This window comes from Gilliamella sp. ESL0254 (assembly GCF_013344985.1).
Classification (GTDB): Bacteria; Pseudomonadota; Gammaproteobacteria; order Enterobacterales; family Orbaceae; genus Gilliamella; species Gilliamella bombicola.
The window spans coordinates 1,104,130-1,127,224 of record NZ_JAAEDU010000001.1 but is presented as its reverse complement, the minus strand read 5'-3'; the positions used below and the strand labels follow the sequence as shown (position 1 = coordinate 1,127,224).

General features: G+C 36.3%; 19 protein-coding genes. 13 read left to right on the top strand and 6 right to left on the bottom strand.

All coding sequences use genetic code 11. From position 1 onward, the window contains the following. The first annotated feature begins 56 nt into the window (after positions 1–56). Positions 57–806, top strand: coding sequence for an alpha/beta fold hydrolase (locus GYX25_RS05225; protein ID WP_091346024.1), 750 nt, complete (start codon positions 57–59; stop codon positions 804–806). 21 nt (positions 807–827) lie between these two features. On the opposite strand, the gene GYX25_RS05220 is transcribed toward GYX25_RS05225, so the two are convergent. From GYX25_RS05220 to GYX25_RS05205, 4 genes are read right to left on the bottom strand one after another with little or no spacing between them, the layout of a single operon-like run. Then, positions 828–1,157 (bottom strand): type IV pilus modification PilV family protein, encoded by a 330-nt coding sequence (locus GYX25_RS05220; protein ID WP_167349269.1) that lies wholly within the window; start codon positions 1,155–1,157, stop codon positions 828–830. Then, the gene (locus tag GYX25_RS05215; protein WP_091346020.1) at positions 1,150–1,590 is read right to left on the bottom strand and encodes a DUF2509 family protein; all 441 of its coding nucleotides are present in this window, start codon (positions 1,588–1,590) and stop codon (positions 1,150–1,152) included. Before GYX25_RS05215 ends, GYX25_RS05220 begins: the two co-directional genes overlap by 8 nt. Continuing rightward, a complete protein-coding gene (locus GYX25_RS05210; protein WP_174786876.1) occupies positions 1,574–2,137 on the bottom strand; it encodes a prepilin peptidase-dependent protein in 564 nt (187 codons plus the stop codon). The genes GYX25_RS05215 and GYX25_RS05210 overlap by 17 nt, the downstream gene beginning before the upstream one ends. After that, on the bottom strand, positions 2,131–2,607 hold the full coding sequence (locus tag GYX25_RS05205; RefSeq protein ID WP_160403673.1) for a prepilin-type N-terminal cleavage/methylation domain-containing protein: 477 nt from the start codon (positions 2,605–2,607) through the stop codon (positions 2,131–2,133). The genes GYX25_RS05210 and GYX25_RS05205 overlap by 7 nt, the downstream gene beginning before the upstream one ends. A gap of 448 nt (positions 2,608–3,055) precedes the next feature. Between GYX25_RS05205 and GYX25_RS05200 the strand changes: the two genes are divergently transcribed. The 9 genes from GYX25_RS05200 to yqfB all read left to right on the top strand — a co-directional run bounded on the left by GYX25_RS05200 (position 3,056) and on the right by yqfB (position 16,509). Continuing rightward, on the top strand, positions 3,056–4,723 hold the full coding sequence (locus GYX25_RS05200) for a hypothetical protein (protein ID WP_174786875.1): 1,668 nt from the start codon (positions 3,056–3,058) through the stop codon (positions 4,721–4,723). A gap of 605 nt (positions 4,724–5,328) precedes the next feature. Further along, positions 5,329–6,153 carry a 2,3,4,5-tetrahydropyridine-2,6-dicarboxylate N-succinyltransferase gene (dapD, locus tag GYX25_RS05195; RefSeq protein WP_091346009.1) on the top strand — a complete coding sequence of 275 codons (825 nt, stop codon included), beginning with the start codon at positions 5,329–5,331 and terminating at the stop codon, positions 6,151–6,153. 113 nt (positions 6,154–6,266) lie between these two features. Next, entirely contained in the window at positions 6,267–6,758 is a 492-nt protein-coding gene (locus GYX25_RS05190) for a YajQ family cyclic di-GMP-binding protein (RefSeq protein ID WP_091346008.1), read from the top strand. Positions 6,759–7,020: 262 nt separating this feature from the next. After that, positions 7,021–9,303, top strand: a complete 2,283-nt coding sequence (gene bglX, locus GYX25_RS05185; protein ID WP_446718914.1) for a beta-glucosidase BglX — start codon at positions 7,021–7,023, stop codon at positions 9,301–9,303. Positions 9,304–9,356: 53 nt separating this feature from the next. After that, a complete protein-coding gene (locus tag GYX25_RS05180; RefSeq protein ID WP_091346006.1) occupies positions 9,357–11,057 on the top strand; it encodes a sensor histidine kinase in 1,701 nt (566 codons plus the stop codon). Next, entirely contained in the window at positions 11,051–11,770 is a 720-nt protein-coding gene (gene btsR, locus GYX25_RS05175) for a two-component system response regulator BtsR (RefSeq protein ID WP_091346005.1), read from the top strand. The genes GYX25_RS05180 and btsR overlap by 7 nt, the downstream gene beginning before the upstream one ends. A 272-nt stretch (positions 11,771–12,042) precedes the next feature. Next, entirely contained in the window at positions 12,043–14,190 is a 2,148-nt protein-coding gene (locus tag GYX25_RS05170) for a carbon starvation CstA family protein (RefSeq protein WP_180214332.1), read from the top strand. 262 nt (positions 14,191–14,452) lie between these two features. Further along, the gene (locus GYX25_RS05165) at positions 14,453–16,120 is read left to right on the top strand and encodes a bifunctional metallophosphatase/5'-nucleotidase (RefSeq protein WP_174786873.1); all 1,668 of its coding nucleotides are present in this window, start codon (positions 14,453–14,455) and stop codon (positions 16,118–16,120) included. A gap of 80 nt (positions 16,121–16,200) precedes the next feature. Beyond that, positions 16,201–16,509 (top strand): N(4)-acetylcytidine aminohydrolase, encoded by a 309-nt coding sequence (gene yqfB / locus GYX25_RS05160; RefSeq protein ID WP_091346002.1) that lies wholly within the window; start codon positions 16,201–16,203, stop codon positions 16,507–16,509. 65 nt (positions 16,510–16,574) lie between these two features. On the opposite strand, the gene GYX25_RS05155 is transcribed toward yqfB, so the two are convergent. Both GYX25_RS05155 and GYX25_RS05150 read right to left on the bottom strand, forming a co-directional pair. After that, the gene (locus GYX25_RS05155) at positions 16,575–17,039 is read right to left on the bottom strand and encodes an NfeD family protein (protein ID WP_174786872.1); all 465 of its coding nucleotides are present in this window, start codon (positions 17,037–17,039) and stop codon (positions 16,575–16,577) included. Positions 17,040–17,156: 117 nt separating this feature from the next. After that, positions 17,157–18,065, bottom strand: coding sequence for an SPFH domain-containing protein (locus GYX25_RS05150; protein ID WP_091346000.1), 909 nt, complete (start codon positions 18,063–18,065; stop codon positions 17,157–17,159). 425 nt (positions 18,066–18,490) lie between these two features. Here GYX25_RS05150 and GYX25_RS05145 point away from each other — a divergent pair, with 425 nt between their 5' ends. Genes GYX25_RS05145 through trpCF form a run of 3 tightly spaced genes read left to right on the top strand, consistent with a single transcriptional unit; the run spans position 18,491 to position 23,082 of the window. Then, positions 18,491–20,053, top strand: a complete 1,563-nt coding sequence (locus tag GYX25_RS05145; protein WP_091345985.1) for an anthranilate synthase component 1 — start codon at positions 18,491–18,493, stop codon at positions 20,051–20,053. Then, positions 20,053–21,684: a bifunctional anthranilate synthase glutamate amidotransferase component TrpG/anthranilate phosphoribosyltransferase TrpD gene (trpD, locus tag GYX25_RS05140; protein ID WP_091345984.1), complete on the top strand. Its 1,632-nt coding sequence runs from the start codon at positions 20,053–20,055 to the stop codon at positions 21,682–21,684. The genes GYX25_RS05145 and trpD overlap by 1 nt, the downstream gene beginning before the upstream one ends. A gap of 3 nt (positions 21,685–21,687) precedes the next feature. Next, positions 21,688–23,082 carry a bifunctional indole-3-glycerol-phosphate synthase TrpC/phosphoribosylanthranilate isomerase TrpF gene (gene trpCF, locus GYX25_RS05135; protein WP_174786871.1) on the top strand — a complete coding sequence of 465 codons (1,395 nt, stop codon included), beginning with the start codon at positions 21,688–21,690 and terminating at the stop codon, positions 23,080–23,082. The last annotated feature ends 13 nt before the right edge of the window (positions 23,083–23,095 follow it).

The following is a 23,095-nucleotide window of genomic DNA, read 5'->3' as shown; positions in this document are numbered from 1 at the left end:
GACATTGAAAATAGACGTATAATAGTGCCACTTAAAATAATGGGGCTAATTAAAGTATGAAATTAAACTATAAATTGCAGGGCGATGGACAGCCGATTGTGTTTTTACATGGCGTATTTGGCAGTTTAGATAATTTAAATATGTTAGCAAAGGATTTTGTACAACATCATCAAACAGTGCAGGTTGATTTGCGTAACCATGGAAATTCGCCGTGGTCTGATAAAATGGACTATCAGGCTATGGCTGAAGATGTGGCTGAACTTTGTCATGATTTACAATTAAAAAAGCTGATCTTAATTGGCCACTCAATGGGAGGAAAGGTTGCTTTGCAATTGTCACAAGTGATCCCAGATTTGATCGAAAACACAGTGGTAATTGATATTGCTCCCATAAAATATCAGCGCTCAGCCAATGTTATCATTCTAAGAGTATTAACTTATTGCCTTGCAAACCAGATTACCGACAAAAAACAGATCATGGATTTAATGCGACAAGAAGGCATTAATGATGCAATTATTCTTTTTTTATTAAAATCGTTTAAAAATGAACATTGGTTATTTAATATTCAGGCTATTAACGAACAGTATGGTCATATTTGCGATTGGCAAACGATTTCACCTTGGTTAAAACCGACGTTATTTATACGCGGTGGCAATTCACCTTATATTACCGATCAGGCTTATACAGCTATCTTTGAACAGTTTCCTAATGCAAAAATTGAAGTGGTTGAAGGAGCTGGGCACAATATTCATTTTGAAAAAACGCAGCAAGTTTTACAACTTTTGCATAACTGGTTAGGTGACTAAGTGATATTTAATTCTTAAACATCAATGTGTATCACAAAAAAAACGCTGCTGCTTGGTGATCTGCTTGTTGGGTGCTCTAACCGTTATTTCCATCATTTTGCACCGAGCATTATATCTTTTACTGGTGATCGTATAACGCCAACCAGAAGGAATAATGAGATTGGTAGTATAGGGGTAGTTATCAAGTAGCTGAAAAGCAATTTTATTGGCGCGCAAATAGTTTGCAAAGTAGCGATGTTTATTGAGTAATGCTTGTTGATAGTTAATAAATCCTAGCATAATAATTGAGAATAGAAGTATTGCTATCATAACCTCAATCAAACTAAAGCCTGCTATATTTTTATTATTCACAATAAATAGCCCTTTTTTCTGGGCAATAATCGAGCCAATGGCCTTTTTCGACAATTAATCGATTATTATCAAAATGTGCAAGTGTATATAAATAAAAGTCTTCATCTTTGGCTTCGCCGCGGACTAATACATATTTATCAACTTTTAATAAAGACTTTTTTATGCATGCTTTTAGTTGATAAGTCGGTTCGGTTAAACAATGCCAATGGGCTTTTGGTGCTGGCCAATTTTGGGTTATTCCCCAAGTTAAAGACGAATTAGCTTGATTAAATTGCTGATAATATTGGCTTTCCATTATGATGGCTTTTTGCCACGAGCAAATAAGCAGATTGAAACCAATTAGTAGCACCAATCCCACAACCATGAAAATAATCACCATCATAATTGTGCTAAATCCGGACTGTGCTGGGAGCGGGTTAAAATCGGTTTTCATTTTTGATGATTTCAGTTGTGTGATATTGAATTTGTTTGTTTTTCCTCAATTCAGCCGTAATTGATAATCTAATCGCATCAGGTAGCTGTTTTATTGCGAAGTAGGTGACTTTGATTTCGTTTGAATCAAATAAGTTCTCCCACTTGTTTCCAAAACAATTTAATGACCCTGTTCTATAAGCTATATTGTTTTCTTTATAACGGTAGGTAAAAACATCTGACTTCATGGGAGTCTCTATGTTCCAAACCCAAGAATTGCGGATTTCACTGTCATATCGAATAATAATACATTTTATCTTTTCATTAATTTCAATTGCTTTGGCGGTCATTTTTTTTGGATCGTTAGCAATAAAACCTGCTCGTTTTATATCTTTTTTCATGCCGGCTAATCCAAGGTCAATAGTCTGCTGTAAGCGTGTTTTTTGGTAATATTGCATGATACTTGTTTGTAGTTGAATATAAAAAGATGTCATCCCCATAACGATCAGGCTAGATAAAATTACGCTAATAAGCATTTCAAATAAGGAAAACCCAGACGTTTTTAACATGGTGGTAAACCTGCTATATAAGTGTTTTCTGCACAAAAACGAATTCGCCCAAGTAATGAAACAAGAACCTTGCTGGTGCCTATTTCATTTTGCAATTGAAAAGACATTGTTTGCGCTAAATTACGGCGACCTACAATCAATGCGTTTTTATTGTTTGATAGTTCACTAATTTCAACAGAATTGTCTGGTTTCATAAAATAAAGCACGCCCTCACTGCATGAAGTGGGTTTTTCATCGTGAGTAATTGTGATGCACCAAGGTGATGTAAATTGATGGATAATATAATTTTCATTTTTGCTTGAAGCTTTTATTTGAACTTCGTAGATAAAATAAGCCAACTGTTTAGTTGTGGATGCTAACTCATTTCGAAGTTGTTGCTCTTTCCAATGTTGAATGCCAATAGCGGCTAAAATAGCGCTAATGCAGATAGTTATTAACAATTCTAGTAATGAAAATCCCAAATCTTGCATAATATTGTCTTGGTATATATCACAATGGTTGTAGAGTATATTTGAATAAAACAATTGATTATTTTTTGTTCTGGATTTGTGATACATTGCTCAAATAAATCGTGTTTTTTTCGTTAATACTTTTCTTTTTGTTTTGATGAAAGGTTTATTTAAAAATTACGCCAAAAAGTGGTCAGGAAAGGTATTGATTTTATTTAAGTTTTTATTTTGTTTTTTTTACCAAAAACCACCACCAAAACTATCCTCGCAAAACACACCATTAAAAGCTCAACCTTATCAACTTAGCAAAACTTTACAAATATTTAACAAAAAACTGGCGCATTATTAATCAAACGGTTATAATTTAAGCGCTTTAAAAGCAATGGAATGCTCATTAGTTGGGCAGTCAATTATAAAAAATATAAATAAAACAAAAATTTACTTGACAGGATGATCGAAATGCGTTACCATGCATGGCATCTGGCATCTGGCCTGCCAAACCTATGCCTTAAATCTTTTTCAATTTCGCTGTAGTCTAAATCAGATACAGTCCTTATTCTCATCACCGAAGTTATCAAGCTCATCGCGCTTGGCGAGGTCTCCGTGTTTATCGGCAGGGTTATCGCCGAGGTCGAGGTGCTTATTTTTTCTATCTAAATTATCAAACTTACTTAGATTATTTAGATTAACTAAATTATTGTTGTTTTTCGTGCCATTGTTTTTGTTGCCATATACACAGTGCTCTATGGCATTAACGGCGTCTACATCAAGGTATATTGAGGGTAGTGCGCCATATTTAACGTTTGACGGTGGTCAAACAAGGACAACTTCAACGGATAGTTTCTTGTTTATTAAGTTGCGGGATGGTACAAGGTACACACCGTCAACTAATCCATCAAGTGCTACAGATCCAATAAGATTACCTTATGCAGGAAGTACTTTGGGAGATATAGATATGGTAATCCCATCATCAGTGGATTCAGTGAGTTTAAGTGATTTAATCACTAGGTATAATTATTGGGGAGATGATGATGGAGATGGACAGGGTATAAATGGTGTTACTGCTACAGGGGATATATCGGTATCGTTTGTGGATAAGGATGGCAATACTGTTAATCGTAGTGATGCATTGGATATATGTAAGGCTCCTTATAAGGTAACCTTAAGTAGTACTGATGGTTATTTACAAACAGAGTACGGGGTTCCAAATAGAGCCAGTTTTAATGGTCAGACGGTGACATATTATATCAATCCATATGGTGTTACTGGTCCTGTTGTTTGTCACGCAAGGCCGAATCTTCGTTATGGCCACATCGACTATGCTGGCCCATCTAACATATGGTCTTCTACAAAGGGTTTTTTAACTCAGTCAATAAGTTCATCATCTTATGACCAAAATTTTCCTACAACGGGTACTGATGGGGCGTATTTTGATTTGGACATAGGTGGAGCAGATGGAAGTCAGTTGACGTGGTCTGTTGTCACGAATGGTAGTATAAGGGCAGAGGTGAGTTGGACAAGGCCGCGTTCTGATACATTCATAGACCCAAAAGGATATACACAACAAGCCGATAATTGGATTACTGATAAATCAAGTTATGTAACACGCGTAACGTTAAGTGGTCCTAGGGCTGATAGCGCTCAGATAAGTTCAAATAGTCCTAGTTCTCTAATTGTGCCATCTTTGCCACAGACATTTGAGTTGGTCGGTAGGGATGGTCGAGGTCATGAGGTGAGGTATGGATTTGTGTTAAAGCAGTGGTTCGTCAATCGGGGTAATAAACGGGATACCTTGTCTAACCAATCCACTTGGTGTGGAAGTCTGGGTTATCGTTTGCCACAGATTAAGGATTTAACTAATGCGATGTGTGGTGCGCTTCCTGCTTTCCCATGCCGAAATGGCATAGATGGTTCCTTACCATCCTCATTTGATGATCATTACATGCGTCACATGGGGGCTGGTTTTTTCTCTGAGTGGGGCAGCATGAGCCGCTACGCTGATTTGGGCTTCATCGACGACGCCTATTGGACGAGTGACACTGTCGGTGCTAATGGCTTCTATGTCGGCCCGGCCTTCGGTCGCGTCAGCTACTTCCTTGCTAGCTTCAGCTATTGGGCTGTTTGCACCACACCTTAGTTTTTATATCTTAGTCCTTATAGTACGGCAAGGTTTCGGACGTTTTGACCTTGGGTGAATAAAATAGCTACTGTGACCACGTCCGAGCAAAGGGAATTAAAGCGAATTCCCTTTGCAATCCCACGCTTGGCTGCAGAATGTGGCCTGCGGCACTACTCGTATCATCCTGATACTCGCCTCTACGAGGCCATCTTCGCTGTGCTCAGATGTTCAAATTTGTTCCAGACAAATTTGTCCGACGCACCACAAACTCGCCAAACGTCCTGTTTGGCGTGCTAACCTCGCTCTATTGTCGGCACATTCTGACGCCGGAATAAGACAAACAACATAACCTTAGGTGTTTTTTTTGTGAGTGGTTTTTGTGTAAAAAAGCAATGAAATTGCATCCAAAAAGTGGTCAGGAAAGGTATTGATTTTATTGAGGTTTTTATTTTTCTATTTTTTGTAAATTTCCTATGACTTTACTAAGATTTCGATTGTTTTTGATTGATTAAATATTGATTGTGGTGTTTTGATTAAACCACTTAAAAAGCGAGGAATATTATATTATACTGTTTACTCATTTATTCTTTGCCAACGGATTTATAAGTTAAAGGAAATTAGAGATGCAACAATTACAAACTATTATTGAAGCAGCATTTGAACGCCGTGCTGAAATTACACCATCAAATGTCGATACTGTAACTCGTGATGCAATCAACCAATGTATCGCTTTATTAGACAGCGGTAAAATGCGTGTCGCAGAAAAAATCAATGGCGATTGGGTGACTCACCAATGGTTGAAAAAAGCTGTTTTGCTCTCTTTCCGTATTAACGAAAACCAATTGATTAATGGTGGCGCGACTAACTATTATGACAAAGTACCATTAAAATTTGCTGAATATGATGAAGCAAGATTCCAACAAGAAGGTTTTCGCGTTGTTCCTTCTGCTATAGCGCGTAAAGGGGCTTATGTTGCTCGCAATACTGTGTTAATGCCATCTTATGTTAATATTGGTGCTTATGTTGATGAAGGGACGATGGTTGATACATGGGTGACTGTTGGTTCTTGTGCGCAAATTGGTAAAAATGTTCATTTATCAGGTGGCGTGGGGATTGGAGGGGTTTTAGAGCCGTTACAAGCTAATCCAACGATTATTGAAGATAATTGCTTTATTGGTGCACGTAGTGAAATTGTTGAAGGCGTTATTGTTGAAGAAGGTAGCGTCATTTCAATGGGTGTGTTTATTGGCCAAAGTACTAAAATTTATGATCGTGCAACTGGCGAAGTTCATTATGGCCGTGTACCAGCAGGCTCTGTGGTTGTTTCTGGAAACTTGCCAACGAAAGATGGTAAATATAGCCTTTATTGTGCAGTTATTGTGAAAAAAGTAGATGCTAAGACTTTAGGTAAAGTAGGCATTAACGAATTACTGCGTACGATTGATTAATTTTATGTTTTAAAACCGCCTAGCTTGTTAGGCGGTTATGATTTTATTTATTAACTTGTTAATTTTTGTTTATAACCACTAAGTTTATAACCATTAGAAGAAGAGGAGAATTTATGCCTTCTTTTGATATCGTTTCAGAAATCCAAATGCCAGAAGTTAAAAATGGTGTTGAAAATGCAACTCGAGAGCTAGCCACCCGTTGGGATTTTAAAAATGTTGAAGCATCGTTTGAGTTAAATGAAAAGAATGAAACGATCAAAGCAACCAGCCAATCTGATTTCCAAGTACAACAATTACTTGATATTTTGCGTGATAAACTTGCTAAACGAGGTATTGATGGTGGTGCACTTGAAATTCCTGAAGAAATGGAACACAGCGGTAAGTTTTATAGTATTACGGTTAAACTTAAGCAGGGTATCGATAAAGAGTTAGCTAAAAAAATCGTGAAAGCTATTAAGGACAGTAAAATTAAAGTACAAGCTCAAGTGCAAGGTGAACAAGTTCGAGTGACAGGTAAATCACGCGATGATTTACAAGCGACTATGGCTTTAGTCAAAAATGGTGAATTTGGTCAACCATTCCAGTTTACTAATTTTAGAGATTGATTTTCTTTTCAAGTAATATTGCCGATATTTGTCGGCAATATTATCCTATTCCAAATAGCTAATCACCTGTATTTTGTAAAGAAATTTAAATAATCTTAAGAAGATGTAAGTTTATTTTTTGTTTTTGCATCGTTGTTTATAAAATAAAGGCTATAATGCTTTAAAACATAAATATAAGTAGTGTAAAAAGCGAGATTTTTTTGTACGGATACGCTATGCTATTCACATGTCTGTTTTCTTAATTTGAACAATACTTATTATGATGAAAAAATTAGCTCTATCTCTATTTTTTCTTATTTTTTCTATGCATTTGTTTGCGCAAGAACCTAATAGTGAAACAAAGGCAGAAAAGAGAGTTTTTATTGATAATCTATTATCAAAAATGACACTCCAAGAAAAAGTGGGGCAACTGCGTTTAGTCAGTGTTGGCGGTGATCTAACATTGAGTAAAGCACTTGATCAAATCGAAGCAGGTGAAATTGGCGGTATTTTTAATACTGTAGTTGAACCTGACCTTTCTCAAATGCAAGAACGTGCTTTAAAATCCCCTAATAAGATTCCTATTTATTTTGGGTTTGATGTTATTCATGGTCATAGAACCGTGTTTCCGATTAATTTAGGTATTGCATCAACTTGGGATCGTAGTGCGATAGCTAAAGCTGCTGAAGTTTCGGCAGACGAAGCAACTTCGGATGGATTGAATATTACTTGGGCACCGATGGTTGATATTACGCGCGATCCAAGGTGGGGGCGTGTGTCAGAAGGATTTGGTGAAGATCCTTATCTGTCTTCAGAGGCTGGACGTATTTTTGTTGAAAAAATGCAAAAACAATCTCTTTCTGATAAAAAATCATTAGTTACTACCGTTAAGCATTTTGCACTTTATGGTGCTGTTGAAGGCGGACGTGAATATAACAGCACGGACATGAGCGAACGTAAAATGTTCCAAGAATATCTTGTGCCTTATAAAGCGGCAATCGATGCGGGTAGTCGCTCGGTGATGGTTTCGCTCGTGAGTGTTAATGGTATTCCGGCAACTGCGAATCATTGGCTGTTAACCGAAGTATTACGTAATCAGTGGCATTTTGATGGTGTTGTGGTGAGCGATCATGGCGCGATTCGTGAACTGATTAATCATGGCGTAGCTAGTGATCCGAAAGATGCTGTGCGTGTTGCGATTAAAGCGGGCATTGATATTAGTATGAATGATGAATACTTTTTACAATTTATTCCTGAATTGGTTAAAGAGGGTGCTATTACAGAAGAAGAAATTAATCGAGCCTGTCGCCATGTTCTTGAACTTAAATACGATATGGGATTGTTTAGTGATCCTTATCGTAAATTAGATCCAAAATTAGATATTGAAACCATGTTTGCTGACGATCGTTTACATCGCGAAGAAGCCCGCGATGTGGCACGTCGTAGCATTGTGTTATTAAAAAATGCCAATGAAATTCTACCTTTATCTAAAAATAAGAAAATTGCAGTCATTGGTCCATTATCTGATTCAAAACGAGATATTTTAGGCAGTTGGTCGGGAGCAGGTCGTGCTAATTTGGCGGTAACGCCATTAGAAGGCATTAAAAGAGCGGTTAATAACCCAAAATCAGTTAGTTATGCATTTGGTGCTAATCTTTCTGATGATGCAAATTTATATCGTTTTTTAAATTTATATGAAGAAACCACCAAATTTGATCATAGACCAGCGGATCAAATGATTGCCGAAGCAGTTGGTATCGCTAAAAAAGCGGATGTTGTTGTTGCGTTTGTGGGTGAGGCCGAAGGTATGGCGCATGAGTCATCAAGTCGAACAGATCTCTCTTTACAAGCGAGCCAAAAAAAGTTGCTTAAAGCGCTTAAAAAAACCGGCAAACCATTGGTTATTGTCTTAATGAATGGGCGTCCATTAACATTATCTGAAGAATATACGCAAGCTGATGCTATGCTTGAAACTTGGTTTTTAGGAACAGAAGGCGGTAATGCTATTGCTGATGTGTTATTTGGTGATTATAACCCTTCAGGTAAGCTACCGATGTCTTTCCCTGATAATGTCGGACAAATTCCTGTTTATTACAGCTATTTAAATACAGGACGGCCACGTGGTACTGAAAATATGGGCAAATATACGACTTCCTATTTTGATAGTCCAAATGAACCATTATTCCCATTTGGTTTTGGTTTAAGTTATACTAATTTTGCGCTGGACTTTTCTTTATCTAGTGTTGAAATGAACAAAAATAGCGAAATTGTTGTTAACGTCAATGTTGAAAATATTGGCAATAAAGAAGGTATGCAGACGGTTCAGCTCTATTTGCAAGATGTGACCGCATCAGTGAGTCGTCCTGTTAAAGAGTTGATTGGTTTTGAAAATATTACTTTAAAACCGCATGAAAAAGGCGAAGTAAAATTTGTTATTAAATATGATATGTTGAAATTCTGGAATGACAAAATGCAATATGTTGCAGAGCCTGGCAAATTTAATGTGTTTATTGGTTCCGATTCAACAACACAAGATAAGAAAACTTTCACTTTGCTTGATAAATAAATTTTTAATTTTCCGTCGGCATTGGTCGACGGTTTTATTATGTGATAAGTATTATGTTTGAATTTGATCTTGTCCTACAACTTCTTCAACAAATGTGCGTTTATTTAGTTATTGCTTATCTACTAAGTAAAACGCCGATCGTTATTCCCCTTATGCAAGTGACAGTACATTTGCCTCATAAATTAGTCTGTTATTGCATCTTTTCATTATTTTGTATTATGGGGAGTTATTTTGGCTTGCATATTGAGGATACCATTGCCAACACACGAGCTATTGGTGCCATTTTAGGTGGGTTACTTGGCGGTCCCGTCGTTGGGCTGCTAGTTGGGATAACTGGCGGTATTCATCGTTATACTTTAGGTGGCATTACCGCTGAAAGTTGTATGTTATCTACCATTTTAATTGGGCTAATTAGTGGATTACTACATTATGTGTTAATGAAAAAGGGACGAGTTGATCTAATCTATAATCCTTTGTTAGTTGGTGTATTAGGTTTATTAGTTGAATCACTCGAAATGATTTTGGTGTTACTTATCTCACGACCTTTTGACGTAGTCTTGCATGCTGTTAGGAGCATTGCCGCACCCATGATTGTTGCCAATAGCATTGGTTCTGCGATGTTTATGCGAATTTTGCTTGATAGACGAGCGATTTTTGAGCGTTATACTTCGGCCTTTTCAGCAAAAGCACTAAAAATCGCTGTCAGTACAGAAGGTTTATTGCGTGATGGTTTTAATCAGCAAAATAGTACTAAAGTGGCTGAAATTATTTATCGAGAACTTGATATTGGCGCTGTTGCAATTACCGATAGGGAAAAGATATTGGCTTTCATAGGTATTGGTGATGATCATCATTTACCAGGAACACTAATAACATCTAATAGTACCTTAGAAGCCATCGAAAAGAATGAAGTACAATATCTTGATGGGGCTCATGAGCCTTATCAATGCTCAATAAATAAAAATTGCCGTTTAGGATCGACACTCGTTATTCCTCTAAGAGGAGAAAACAATACGGTAGTGGGTACGATCAAGCTTTATGAAGCAAAAAACACATTATTTAGTTCAATCAATCGAACTCTTGGAGAAGGAATTGCTAGTTTATTATCTGCACAGATCTTAGCAGGACAAAATGAGCACTATAGGCAACTGTTATCTAAAACTGAAATAAAACTATTACATGCACAAGTTAATCCTCACTTCTTATTTAATGCCTTAAATACATTGCTGGCTGTTATTCGTCGTGATAAAACACAGGCATCGCAACTCGTGCAAAATTTATCTACCTTTTTCCGAAAAAACTTAAAGCGAACCGAAGAAATCGTCACACTAAGAGATGAAATAGAGCACGTGAATGCCTATTTGCAAATTGAAAAAATGCGTTTTATGGATCAGTTGACTATCAAAATCGATATTCCCCAAAAATTAGAATATGCACAACTACCTGCTTTTTCGTTACAACCGATTGTTGAAAATGCCATTAAACATGGTACATCTCAATTGCTTGGTCATGGTAGCGTGACTATCAGTGCTTATAAGTTTGAACAATCGTTGGTTTTAGAGGTAATTGATAGCGCAGGCCATTATCGTGAAAATAAGAAAGACACCAAAGGCTTAGGGCTTAATTTAGTTGATAAAAGAATTAAGATTCGTTATGGTGAAAAGTATGGTATAAAGATAGCATGTAAACCTGATGAATATACCAAAGTCATGCTGATACTACCTTTGCAAGAGGATGTAAGTACTCAATGTTAAACGTTATTATTGTTGATGATGAATTACCAGCTCGTGAAAATTTGCGCTGCTTGCTTGAAAGCGATCCCGAAATTAGCATCGTTGCGGAATGTAATAATGCCATGGAGGCAATTCGAGATATTCATCGACTTCAACCTGATGTCGTATTTTTGGATATCCAATTGCCTAAAATAAACGGTATTGAAATGTTATCAATGCTTGATCCTGAATCCATGCCAAGAATTGTCTTTTTAACAGCTTACAGTGAATTTGCGGTTAAAGCTTTTGAAGAACAAGCTTTTGATTATTTACTTAAGCCTATTGAACAAGAACGGTTAAATAAAACCTTATATCGTCTGCATAATCATTGTTTTTCTGGGAATATTAATCAATTAGATGGCGTTAATCAGAAGCTGAAATATGTCCCATGTGTTGGGCATAACCGAATTTATTTATTGAATTTTGATGATGTGTTTTATATCTCTTCTAAAATGAGTGGTATTTATGTGTTTAATCAAGAAAATAATGAGTACCTAACTGAATTAACACTAAAAACGCTCGAAGATAAAACCGATCTTGTTAGGTGTCATCGGCAATATCTGATTAATCTGAAAAAACTTAAAGAAATTCGTTTCAATCAAACTGGCGGTGTTGATGTTATTTTTATTAATGATGTTTCGGTGCCTGTGAGCCGTCGTTATTTAAAACCGCTTAAAGAGGTGTTGGGATTGTAATAATCCTCGATATCTTTTGCTTTATTTCTTTTACCGCTAAGTTGCTAATTTTAACCACTCATACTCTTAATCTAACCTGTAACCCAAATAAGGTTATCATTCTTAAGAGCAAAAAATTACTATACACTCAAACACGAAAAGGTCTTTAGCTGTTACTTGCTATCTTTGTTTATATAAAAAATACTCGTTTTATGTTATCGCGACGTTTTTTAATATGCACATAGTATTAAGTAATAAACTAATTAATCTTATAAATCACAAAGAGAATCATTATGAATAATAAAGTATTTAAGCATATTCCATGGTTCATCCTTGCTTTAGTTGGTGCATGCTGTTTAGGCGTTGTTGCATTACGGCGAGGTGAACATATTAGTGCACTTTGGATTGTTGCGGCGGCAGTTTCGATTTATTTAGTCGCATATCGATACTATAGTCTGTATATTGCTAAAAAAGTAATGCAATTAGATCCAACTCGTGCAACGCCAGCTGTCATTAATAATGATGGTTTAAATTATGTCCCAACAAATAAATATGTACTTTTTGGGCACCATTTTGCTGCCATTGCTGGTGCAGGCCCTTTAGTCGGTCCAGTACTTGCAGCACAAGTTGGTTATTTACCGGGTACACTTTGGTTGCTTGCTGGTGTGGTTTTTGCCGGTGCAGTGCAAGATTTTATGGTACTGTTTTTATCCTCTCGCCGTAACGGTTCATCTTTAGGAGAAATGGTTAAAGAAGAAATGGGGCCAATACCGGGAACTATTGCGTTATTTGGTTGTTTCTTAATTATGTTAATCATCTTAGCGGTATTAGCACTAATAGTAGTTAAAGCCTTGGCTGAAAGTCCATGGGGTGTCTTTACTGTTTGTTCAACCGTGCCAATTGCCCTATTTATGGGGATCTACATGCGATTTATTCGACCGGGTAGAGTAGCAGAAGTGTCAGTTATTGGTATTGTACTACTTGTTTTATCTATCTGGTTTGGTGGCGTTATTGCACATGATGCATATTGGGGTCCAGCTTTAACCTTTAAAGCAACAACGATTACTTATGTATTGGTTGGTTATGCATTAATTTCTGCAATGTTACCTGTATGGTTAATTTTAGCACCACGGGATTATTTAGCGACTTTCCTAAAAATTGGTGTAATTGTAGGTTTAGCCATTGGTATTGTTATTTTAAATCCTGATTTAAAAATGCCTGCTATTACACAATACGTTGATGGTACAGGGCCTGTTTGGAAAGGGGCATTATTCCCATTCTTATTTATCACCATCGCTTGTGGTGCTGTTTCTGGTTTCCACGCATTAATTTCGTCAGGTACTACACCTAAATTACTTGCCAACGAAAACGATGCGCGTTTTATTGGTTACGGTGCAATGCTGATGGAATCATTTGTTGCTATGATGGCTTTAGTTGCTGCATCAATTATTGAACCAGGTCTTTATTTTGCAATGAATACCCCGCCAGCGGCATTAGGTATTGCTATGCCAGATCTGCATAAGCTTGGTACTGCTGATGCACCGATGATCATGTCTCAATTACAAGATGTGACAGCACATGCTGCGGCGACCGTTAGCTCTTGGGGATTTGTTATTTCGCCAGAGCAAATTATCCAAACCGCGAAAGATATTGGTGAACCATCAGTGCTCAATCGTGCCGGCGGTGCACCAACATTAGCCGTAGGGATTGCACATGTATTCCATCAAATTCTACCAGGCGCAAATATGGGCTTTTGGTACCACTTTGGTATTTTATTTGAAGCACTATTTATTTTAACTGCCCTTGATGCAGGGACTCGATCTGGTCGCTTTATGCTACAAGATTTATTGGGTAATTTTGTTCCATTTTTGAAAAAAACAGATTCACTCATTGCCGGCTTTATTGGTACACTTGGTTGCGTTGGTTTATGGGGCTATTTACTCTATCAAGGTGTTGTTGATCCATTAGGTGGTGTTAAGAGCTTATGGCCATTATTTGGTATCTCTAACCAAATGCTAGCGGCGGTTGCGTTAGTCTTAGCAACAGTGGTATTAATTAAAATGAAACGTGCTCAATATGTTTGGGTAACTATCATTCCAGCTATATGGTTGTTAATTTGTACAACCTGGGCATTAGCATTGAAGTTATTTAGCCAAGATCCGCAATTAGAAGGCTTCTTCTATTTAGCGAATGAATATAATCGTCGCATTGCAGAAGGGAGCGATTTAACCGCTCAACAAATCAGTAATATGCACCATATTGTTATTAATAACTATACCAATGCTGGTTTAAGTATCTTATTCTTATTGGTTGTTTACGGTATTATCTTCTTTGGTATTAAAACGGCACTAAAAGTGCGTAATAATAAACATAGAACAGATAAAGAAACCGCTTATGTGCCAATTCCTGAGGGCGGTGTAAAAACATCAATGTCGCACTAGGTTTTAAGTAATAGGCTGCTGAGTTAGTTCAGCATCTTATTATCTTTATCAGCTTTTAATCAAATTATCACTTGCCCAACAATATTCATATTGTTGGGCATTTTTATAAATGATACTTTGTTTTAACAGTAAATATCTCACAGTTATCTTGATAATGTAACTTAACTAAAATGTTAAGATTAAAAATGTGAAAAAAATCACATTATTACTTCCGTTTATTTATTAAAATAAAAAATTCGTGTCATTTTTATAGGAGGTAAAGATGCCCATTACTAAAAAATTATTGTCGTTATGTAACATTTTAGTGTTAAGTTGTTCATTTCAAGCTTTGGCTAAAGAAGTTAATGTATCCATTTTAGCTACATCCGATGTTCACGGTAGAATGGTACCTTGGAATTATGGTACAGATAAAACTGATACTTCGGGCTCTTATGCACAAATTTCATCGTTTATTAAAGAGTATCGCAATGCTCATGCTAATGTTATCTTGGTTGATGCGGGGGATATTATTCAAGATAATCAAATCGAACGTTTTTACAATGTTAAACAACACCCTGCCATGGCTGCTCTAAATGCAATGAACTATGACATTATGGTCTTAGGTAATCATGAATTTAATTTTGGGATGCCAATTGTTGATAAAATTATTTCGCAGTTCAATGGTAAAACGCTAGTCGCCAATATTTTTTACAAAAATTCAGGAAAGCCTTACCTTCCGGCGTCAACGATTATTGAAAAAGAGGGAATTAAAATTGGGTTTATAGGTGCTACTACGCCATTTGTACCTGAATATGAAAATAAAACAGGTTATGTTGATCAGATGGAATTTACAATGCCTATTCCAGAAATTAAAAAGCAAGTTGATCAGCTAAAACAACAATCTGTTGATGCAATTGTTCTAATTGCTCATATGGGATTAGATAATGAAAATAATAAACCCGGTACTGGTGTTGCCGATATAGCAAAACAAGTACCGGATATCGATGTAATTATTGCCGGGCATAATCACCAAAATATTAGTGAAGAAGTAATTAATAATGTTGTAATTACTGAACCTCATCGTTATGGCACAGTGGTGTCAGTTGTGGATCTAACTTTTGATATTCAAGCTGATAGAAAAACGCTAGAGCACAAGAAATCAGAAACTTTGCCGGTCAAAACTTATCCTGCCGATCCAGTAATTGAAGAAATATATGCGCCGTATCATCAACAGCTAAGAGAAATTTCTAATCAAGTTATTGGTGAAACCGATAGTGATTTAGTTCCACAACAATTGATTCATGGTATTCCCGCTGTTTATTTAGAAGAGTCAGGATTAACTAATTTATTGAACTCAGTGCAACTTTATTATAGCGGTGCTGATGTGACATCGGTATTAGTTGATAATAAAAAAGCTATACTCAATAAGGGGAAAATAGCACGTAAAGATATTGCCAATAATTATCAATACACAGCAGGCGAAACGAGTATTTTTGAAGTTACCGGTAGAGATCTAAAGGATTATATGGAATGGTCTGCGGCTTATTTTGCTCAAGTAAAACCGATGGATAATAATTACCAATATGATCCTATTCGCGGCGCATCAAAATATATGACTTATGATATGTTTGGTGGTGTAAAGTATATCATTGATCTAAGACAACCTGTTGGGCAAAGAATTAAAGACTTAACTTTACTTAATGGTAAACCTGTTACTGATGATATGAAAATTAAACTTGGTATGAATGCTTACCGCTATGAAATGCTGGTTAAAAAAGGAGGACCATTAGAAGGACGCAGAGTTGAACCAATTTGGAACTCTCGTACTGCTTTTGGTGATGAAGACGGTACTATACGTAATATGACAATAAAATATATAATCGAAGTGAAAAAAGGAAAAATTACCGATGAGTCTAATCATAATTGGAAAGTCATAGGCATTGAACCTTAGTACTCATTATTCGTTAATTTATAATTATAAGTAATCAGCCAATAAGTAAATTGGCTGATTACTTATGCAGGATAATTACTATGCAAAATGATATTACTTTTTATCAACGTTTTAAGTCTGATATTTTAGCTGGTTTAAAAGTTATTACTATTCGCGATAATAAAGAGTCACATTTTAAAGCTGGCGATAAGCTTCGTGTTGGCACTTTTGAAACTGATGAGTATTTTTGTACTATAAAAATAATCAGTGTTACACCAGTTACTCTTGAACAATTAACGGAAGAACATGCAAAACAAGAGAATATGACATTAAGTGAGTTGAAAAAGGTGATTTCTGATATTTATCCAAATGAAAAATATTTTTTCGTTATTCATTTTTCGCTTTTATAACAAAAAAATACGCATTGTTAATGCGTATTTTTATTCTGACAATCAAATAGAATTAATTTATGTTATTAATGATTTATGGGAAGTACATTTAAAATCAAACCATCAACAGAGATAACTTCAACACGTTGACCAACGTGAAGATCTTGATCGCATCTTGCTGACCATGTACCGTCTTTGATTTTTACACGGCCTGAACCATTAACAATAGCATCTGTCACAACTGTTTTAATTCCAATTAAATCTTGTTGGGGTTGGTTTATTTCGCCTTTACTAGATTTATCTTTCCCATTTTTCCGAAGCCAAAGCCACCAAATGTAGGCAGATATAAGTGTTAGGATTGAAAATAAAATCCACAAAGTAGGCCAACAAAGTGGTAAAACCCAAGCAATTAGACCAACAATAATAGCAGCAATTCCGCTCCAAAGCCCATAGCCACCAGTGCCAAGTAATTCAGCAATCAGCAGTAAACCACCTAAAGCAATAAACACCCAGTGGGGAGAATTATAAATAACCATAAAAAAATCAGTCATTATCAATTACCTTTAAAATCCATTCAGGAAAAACTTAAACATAGAATTGACCACGCCTATCAAAATTGTCGGAAAACTATGTTTAAGTATAAAAATATCTAAGTATAAGAATCGATTTTATTTAGTATTTTTTATCAATTCAGCAATACCACCAATGCTGCCCATTAAACTTGACGCATCAAGTGGCATCATAATAACTTTACTGTTGTCCGCAGAGCCAATTTGTTGTAGCGCTTCAGTATATTTTTGCGCAACAAAATAGTTAATCGCATTGATATTTCCCGCTGCAATTGCTTCAGAAACCATTTGAGTTGCTCTAGCTTCTGCTTCGGCTGCACGTTCACGCGCTTCGGCTTGTAAAAAGGCAGATTGTCTTTCACCTTCTGCTTTTAAAATTTCAGATTGTTTTTCACCTTCTGAACGTAAAATTGCTGCTTGACGAACACCTTCCGCTTCAAGAATTTCAGCACGTTTATTACGTTCTGCTTTCATTTGCGCGTTCATTGCTGCGATTAATTCTGCTGGTGGGCGAACGTCTCGAATTTCAATACGAGTAATTTTAATTCCCCATGGGCTAGTTGCATCATCAACAATACTTAACAATTTAGAGTTTATATGATCACGTTGTGATAACATTTCGTCCAACTCCATGCTACCAAGTACGGTACGGATATTAGTCATCATTAAATTAATTACAGCGCGTTCAAGCTGATTAACTTGGTACGCAGCTCTTGCAGCTTCTTGCACTTGAATAAAACATACCGCATCAATTTGTACATTGGCATTATCTTTTGAAATTACTTCTTGTGACGGAATATCAAGCACTTGTTCCATCATATTAATTTTACGACCAACACCATCCATAAACGGAATAATAATATTTAAACCGGGCTCAAGAGTATGAGTATATTTACCAAAACGCTCAATGGTATATTGGTAACCTTGGGGAACAATCGTAATTGCTTTTAAGACAGTAATTAAAGCGAGTAAAACAATAACACCAATGACGATATAAAATACTGGCATAGTTCAAAAATCCTTATAATTATTTATAATAAAAATGAATTGATTATTTTATAGGTTATTGAATTTTTTGACCAGTTTTAATTAATGTTATTTGAAATAACAATATATTATTAGATAATAAATTATGCACGATCTCCTTCTATATCAATTTTATTACTGAGTACAAAATATTCACTTGACATTGCATCAATGAACTAGTTTAATAGTACAAAATTGATAAATAACTCAAAACAAATAAAATTATGCAATATCAAAAACATCACTTAAATATAAATAAAATAACTCGTTTTGGTTGTTGGAGTATGATTTCTTTAGGGTGATGTAATGAGATTGTCTTATTTTACAAAACCCGCTAAAAGCGGGTTTTGTAGCTTCTTGCCAATATCACATAAATTTGAATAAACTTTGAATGTAGAGAGTCAACAATGAATAAGCCAACATTAACACAGATAACCAAAACCATTGGTTATTATCAAGATCCGACTCAAGTGTTTTGTCAATTATGTAATAACAGGCCGGCAACATTACTGCTTGAATCGGCTGAAATTGATAATAAGCAAGGTATTAAAAGTGTTATGATTGTCGATAGTGCATTACGCATTTCGGCAATAAATAATGAAGTCACTTTTAAGGCATTGACTACAAATGGTGAAAAGCTATTACCTTTATTGCAACACTCTTTTTTGGATAAACCAGTCAATGTTCAAATGGATGAAAAAACACTTAAATTGGTTTTTCCTGCTATTGATAGTATGCAAGATGAAGATTCACGGTTAAAGTCATTATCTGTTTTTGACTCCTTACGAACATTATTAACTATTGTGGATATTCCAGAACAATACGGTCAAGATGCAGTTTTTGTCGGTGGCTTATTTGGTTATGATCTCGTTTCTGGATTTGAGAACTTACCTAGTTTACCCACAGATCAGCGTTGTCAAGATTTCTGTTTTTATTTGGCAGAAACACTATTAGAAATTAATCATCAAGATCATGAGTCAATTTTAAAAGCGACAGCTTTTACGGATGATTCTGTTGAGATTTCGCGATTAACTCAACAATTAGAAAACTTACAAAAAACATTAAATAAGCCGATAAAACCAATTAGTACTCAGTCGTTGACGGATATTGAAGTGACTTGTAATAAAAGCGATGATGATTTCAATACAATTGTCAAAAAGATGCAAGATGCAATTCAGCAGGGGGAAATTTTCCAAGCTGTGCCTTCACGGCGTTTTAGTTTACCTTGTCCAGAACCGTTATCGGCTTATCGGGTATTAAAAAATAACAACCCAAGCCCGTATATGTTTTATATGCAAGATAATGATTTTATATTATTTGGCGCATCTCCTGAAAGTGCACTTAAATACACTAAAGCAACCAATCAAGTTGAAATCTACCCTATTGCGGGCACCCGTCCACGTGGGTTAACCACCAATGGCGAGATTGATTATGACTTAGATAGCCGGTTAGAGCTTGAAATGCGTACAGATAAAAAAGAGCTGGCTGAACACTTGATGTTAGTGGATTTAGCGCGTAATGATTTAGCCCGCATTTGTAAACCAGGTACTCGTTACACCAAAGAGTTATTAAAAGTGGACCGTTATTCGTTTGTTATGCATTTAGTTTCTCGGGTTGTTGGACAATTGCGTGATGATTTAGATGCGCTTTATGCTTATCAAGCTACCATGAATATGGGGACATTAACGGGAGCACCTAAAATTAGAGCAATGCAATTAATTGCTGAGTCTGAAAAAGTCAAACGTGGTAGTTATGGCGGTGCGGTTGGTTATTTTACTGCTAATGGTGATTTGGATACTTGTATTGTGATTCGTAGTGCGTACGTAGAAGAGGGTATTGCAACAGTACAAGCTGGTGCCGGTGTGGTTTTGGATTCAGAACCACAATCAGAATCTGATGAATCGCGTAATAAAGCGCGAGCCGTCATCCATGCGATTATGGCAGCACATCATGTAGAAGGTGAATTCTAATGGCTAATATCTTATTTATTGATAATGTTGATTCTTTTACATATAACTTAGTTGATCAATTACGTAATAACAAACATTGTGTGACTATTTATCGAAACACAATTGCGACTGATGTAATTATTGAAAAATTGTCACAAATGCAAAATCCTATTTTAATGTTATCTCCAGGTCCTGGTGCTCCAAGTGAAGCCGGTTGTATGCCTGATCTGCTTAAACGTTTAAAAGGGAAATTGCCAATAATCGGCATTTGCCTTGGACATCAAGCAATTGTTGAATCTTATGGCGGTAGTATTGTGCCAGCCGGTGATATATTACATGGTAAAGCCTCGTTGATTGAGCACGATCAGCAGGCGATGTTTAAAGAATTGCCCAATCCGCTACCAGTTGCGCGTTATCACTCTTTAAAAGGTGAGAATATTCCCAAAACACTCACTATTAATGCGCTTTGCAACAATGTTGTTATGGCGGTGCGTAATGATGAAGATCGTGTTTGTGGCTTTCAGTTTCACCCTGAATCAATTCTAACCATTCAAGGGGTAAAACTATTAGAGCAAACAATTGCGTGGGCACTTAATCCACCAGAAAAGAAAGAACAACCAAAACAAGAAGCTATTGTTGATAAGCAAGAGTACAATATTCAACCAACACTAAATAAATTGTATTTAGGACAAACATTAAGCCAAGAAGAAAGCAAAGTATTATTTAATTTAATTATTCAAGGAAAAATTGAACCAACGATATTGGCGAGTGCAGTTATTAGTATGAAAGTTCGAGGCGAAAAACCTGATGAGATTGCAGGTGCCGCTCAGGCTTTACTTGAAAATGCAGATGCTTTTGATATTCCCGATTACGATTTTACCGATATTGTCGGAACCGGCGGGGATGGTACCAATAGTATTAATATCTCAACTGCTAGTGCCTTTGTGGCGGCGGCATTGGGGTATAAGGTGGCTAAACATGGTAACCGTGGAGTATCAAGTAAATCGGGATCTTCAGATGTGTTATCGTCTTTAGGTATTCGATTAAATATGTCCGCTGAAGCGTCGCGCCAAGCGTTAGACGAACTAGGAGTCTGCTTTTTGTTTGCCCAGCAATATCATTCAGGCTTCCGTCATGCAGCTCCTATTCGACAACAGTTAAAAACACGTACCATTTTTAATGTATTAGGACCATTGATAAACCCGTCTCGTCCTAAACGTATTTTATTGGGTGTGTATCATCCTGATTTAATTAAACCTATTGCTGAAACATTAAAAATGTTGAACTATACCCATGCTTATGTGGTGCATGGTGCAGGAATGGACGAAGTGGCTATTCATGGAGCAACTCAAGTAGCTGAAGTTAAAAATGGCGAAATCCGTTATTTTACAATTACTCCAGATGATTTTGGCTTACCAACATTTACCTTAAAAGATATTGAAGGTGGGACACCAGAGCAGAATCGTGATATGTTGCTTGCCATTTTACAAGGTCATGGTAAACCCGCTCACGAGGCCGCTATTGCAGCCAATGTCGCAATGTTAATGAGCTTATTTGGTGAACTAGATTTAAAACAAAATGCGCAACGTGCAATTGATATGATGCGTAGTGGTAAAGCCTATGCGCTATTACAACAATTAGCAGCAAGATAATAAATGGAGAATAACATGGCAATTGCAGCATTAGTAAAAAATGTTGAAATGGCAACAGTATTAAAAAAGATTATTGAAGATAAGCAAATTTGGTTAACTGAGCAGCAAGCAGTAAAGCCACTTGCGACTTTTCAATCAGCGGTAACCCCAAGTGATCGCAATTTTTATCAAGCGCTAAATCAACCTGAAACTGTCTTTATTTTAGAGTGTAAAAAAGCATCACCGTCGAAAGGATTAATTCGGGATGATTTTAATCCCGCTAATATTGCTAAGGTTTATAATGATTATGCTTCGGTAATTTCGGTGCTGACTGATGAAAAATATTTCCAAGGTAGCTTTGAATTTTTACCGATAGTTCGTAATGAAGTGACACAACCCGTGCTTTGTAAAGATTTTATTATCGACGAATATCAAATCTATTTAGCGCGTTATTATCAAGCTGATGCGATACTATTAATGTTATCTGTATTGAACGATGATGAATATCGTCATCTAAGTAAAATTGCTCATCAACTTAATATGGGGATACTGACTGAAGCTAGTACTGAAAGCGAAGTTGAAAGAGCCATTCAATTGGGTGCAAAAGTAATCGGTATTAATAATCGTAATTTAAGGGATCTAACCGTTGATCTAAATCGGGTAAAAGTTTTATCTAAGTCAATTCCTGACGATCGCATTATTATTAGTGAGTCAGGTATTTATACTCATAATCAAGTTAAAGAATTAAGCCATTACGCTCATGGATTTTTAATTGGTAGTGCGTTAATGTCTGAACCAAACTTAACGTTGGCAATTCGCAAAGTAATGTTAGGTGAAAATAAAGTCTGTGGCTTAACACGCGCCGAAGATGCAGTAAATGCTTATCAAGCTGGTGCTGTCTATGGTGGTTTGATTTTTGTGCCAAATTCAGCGCGTTATATACAGCCAATTAAGGCACGATCTGTTATTGCCTCTGCACCACTGAATTGGGTTGGTGTTTTTCGAAATGAAGAGATTGAAACCGTATGCCAAATCGCAAAACAGTTATCTTTGTATGCTGTCCAACTGCATGGTGATGAAGATGAAAACTATATCGAAACATTACGACAAGAATTACCTAAAACTTGCCAAATTTGGAAAGCACTAAGTATTGGAAGCACCATCCCCAAACATGACAATCCATTAGTTTCACGCTATCTATTCGACAACGGGGCGGGTGGCACGGGCGAATGTTTTGATTGGACAATGCTTGCTGATCACAATTTAAATAATGTCATTTTAGCTGGTGGTATTAATCCAAAAAATATAAAGGCAGCTTTAGCGACGGGTGTGATGGGGGTTGATCTTAATTCAGGGGTTGAAGTTTCACCAGGAATTAAAGATAAACAGAAAATTCAAGCTGCATTTGAGCAAATTTAATTTTTAATTTAAA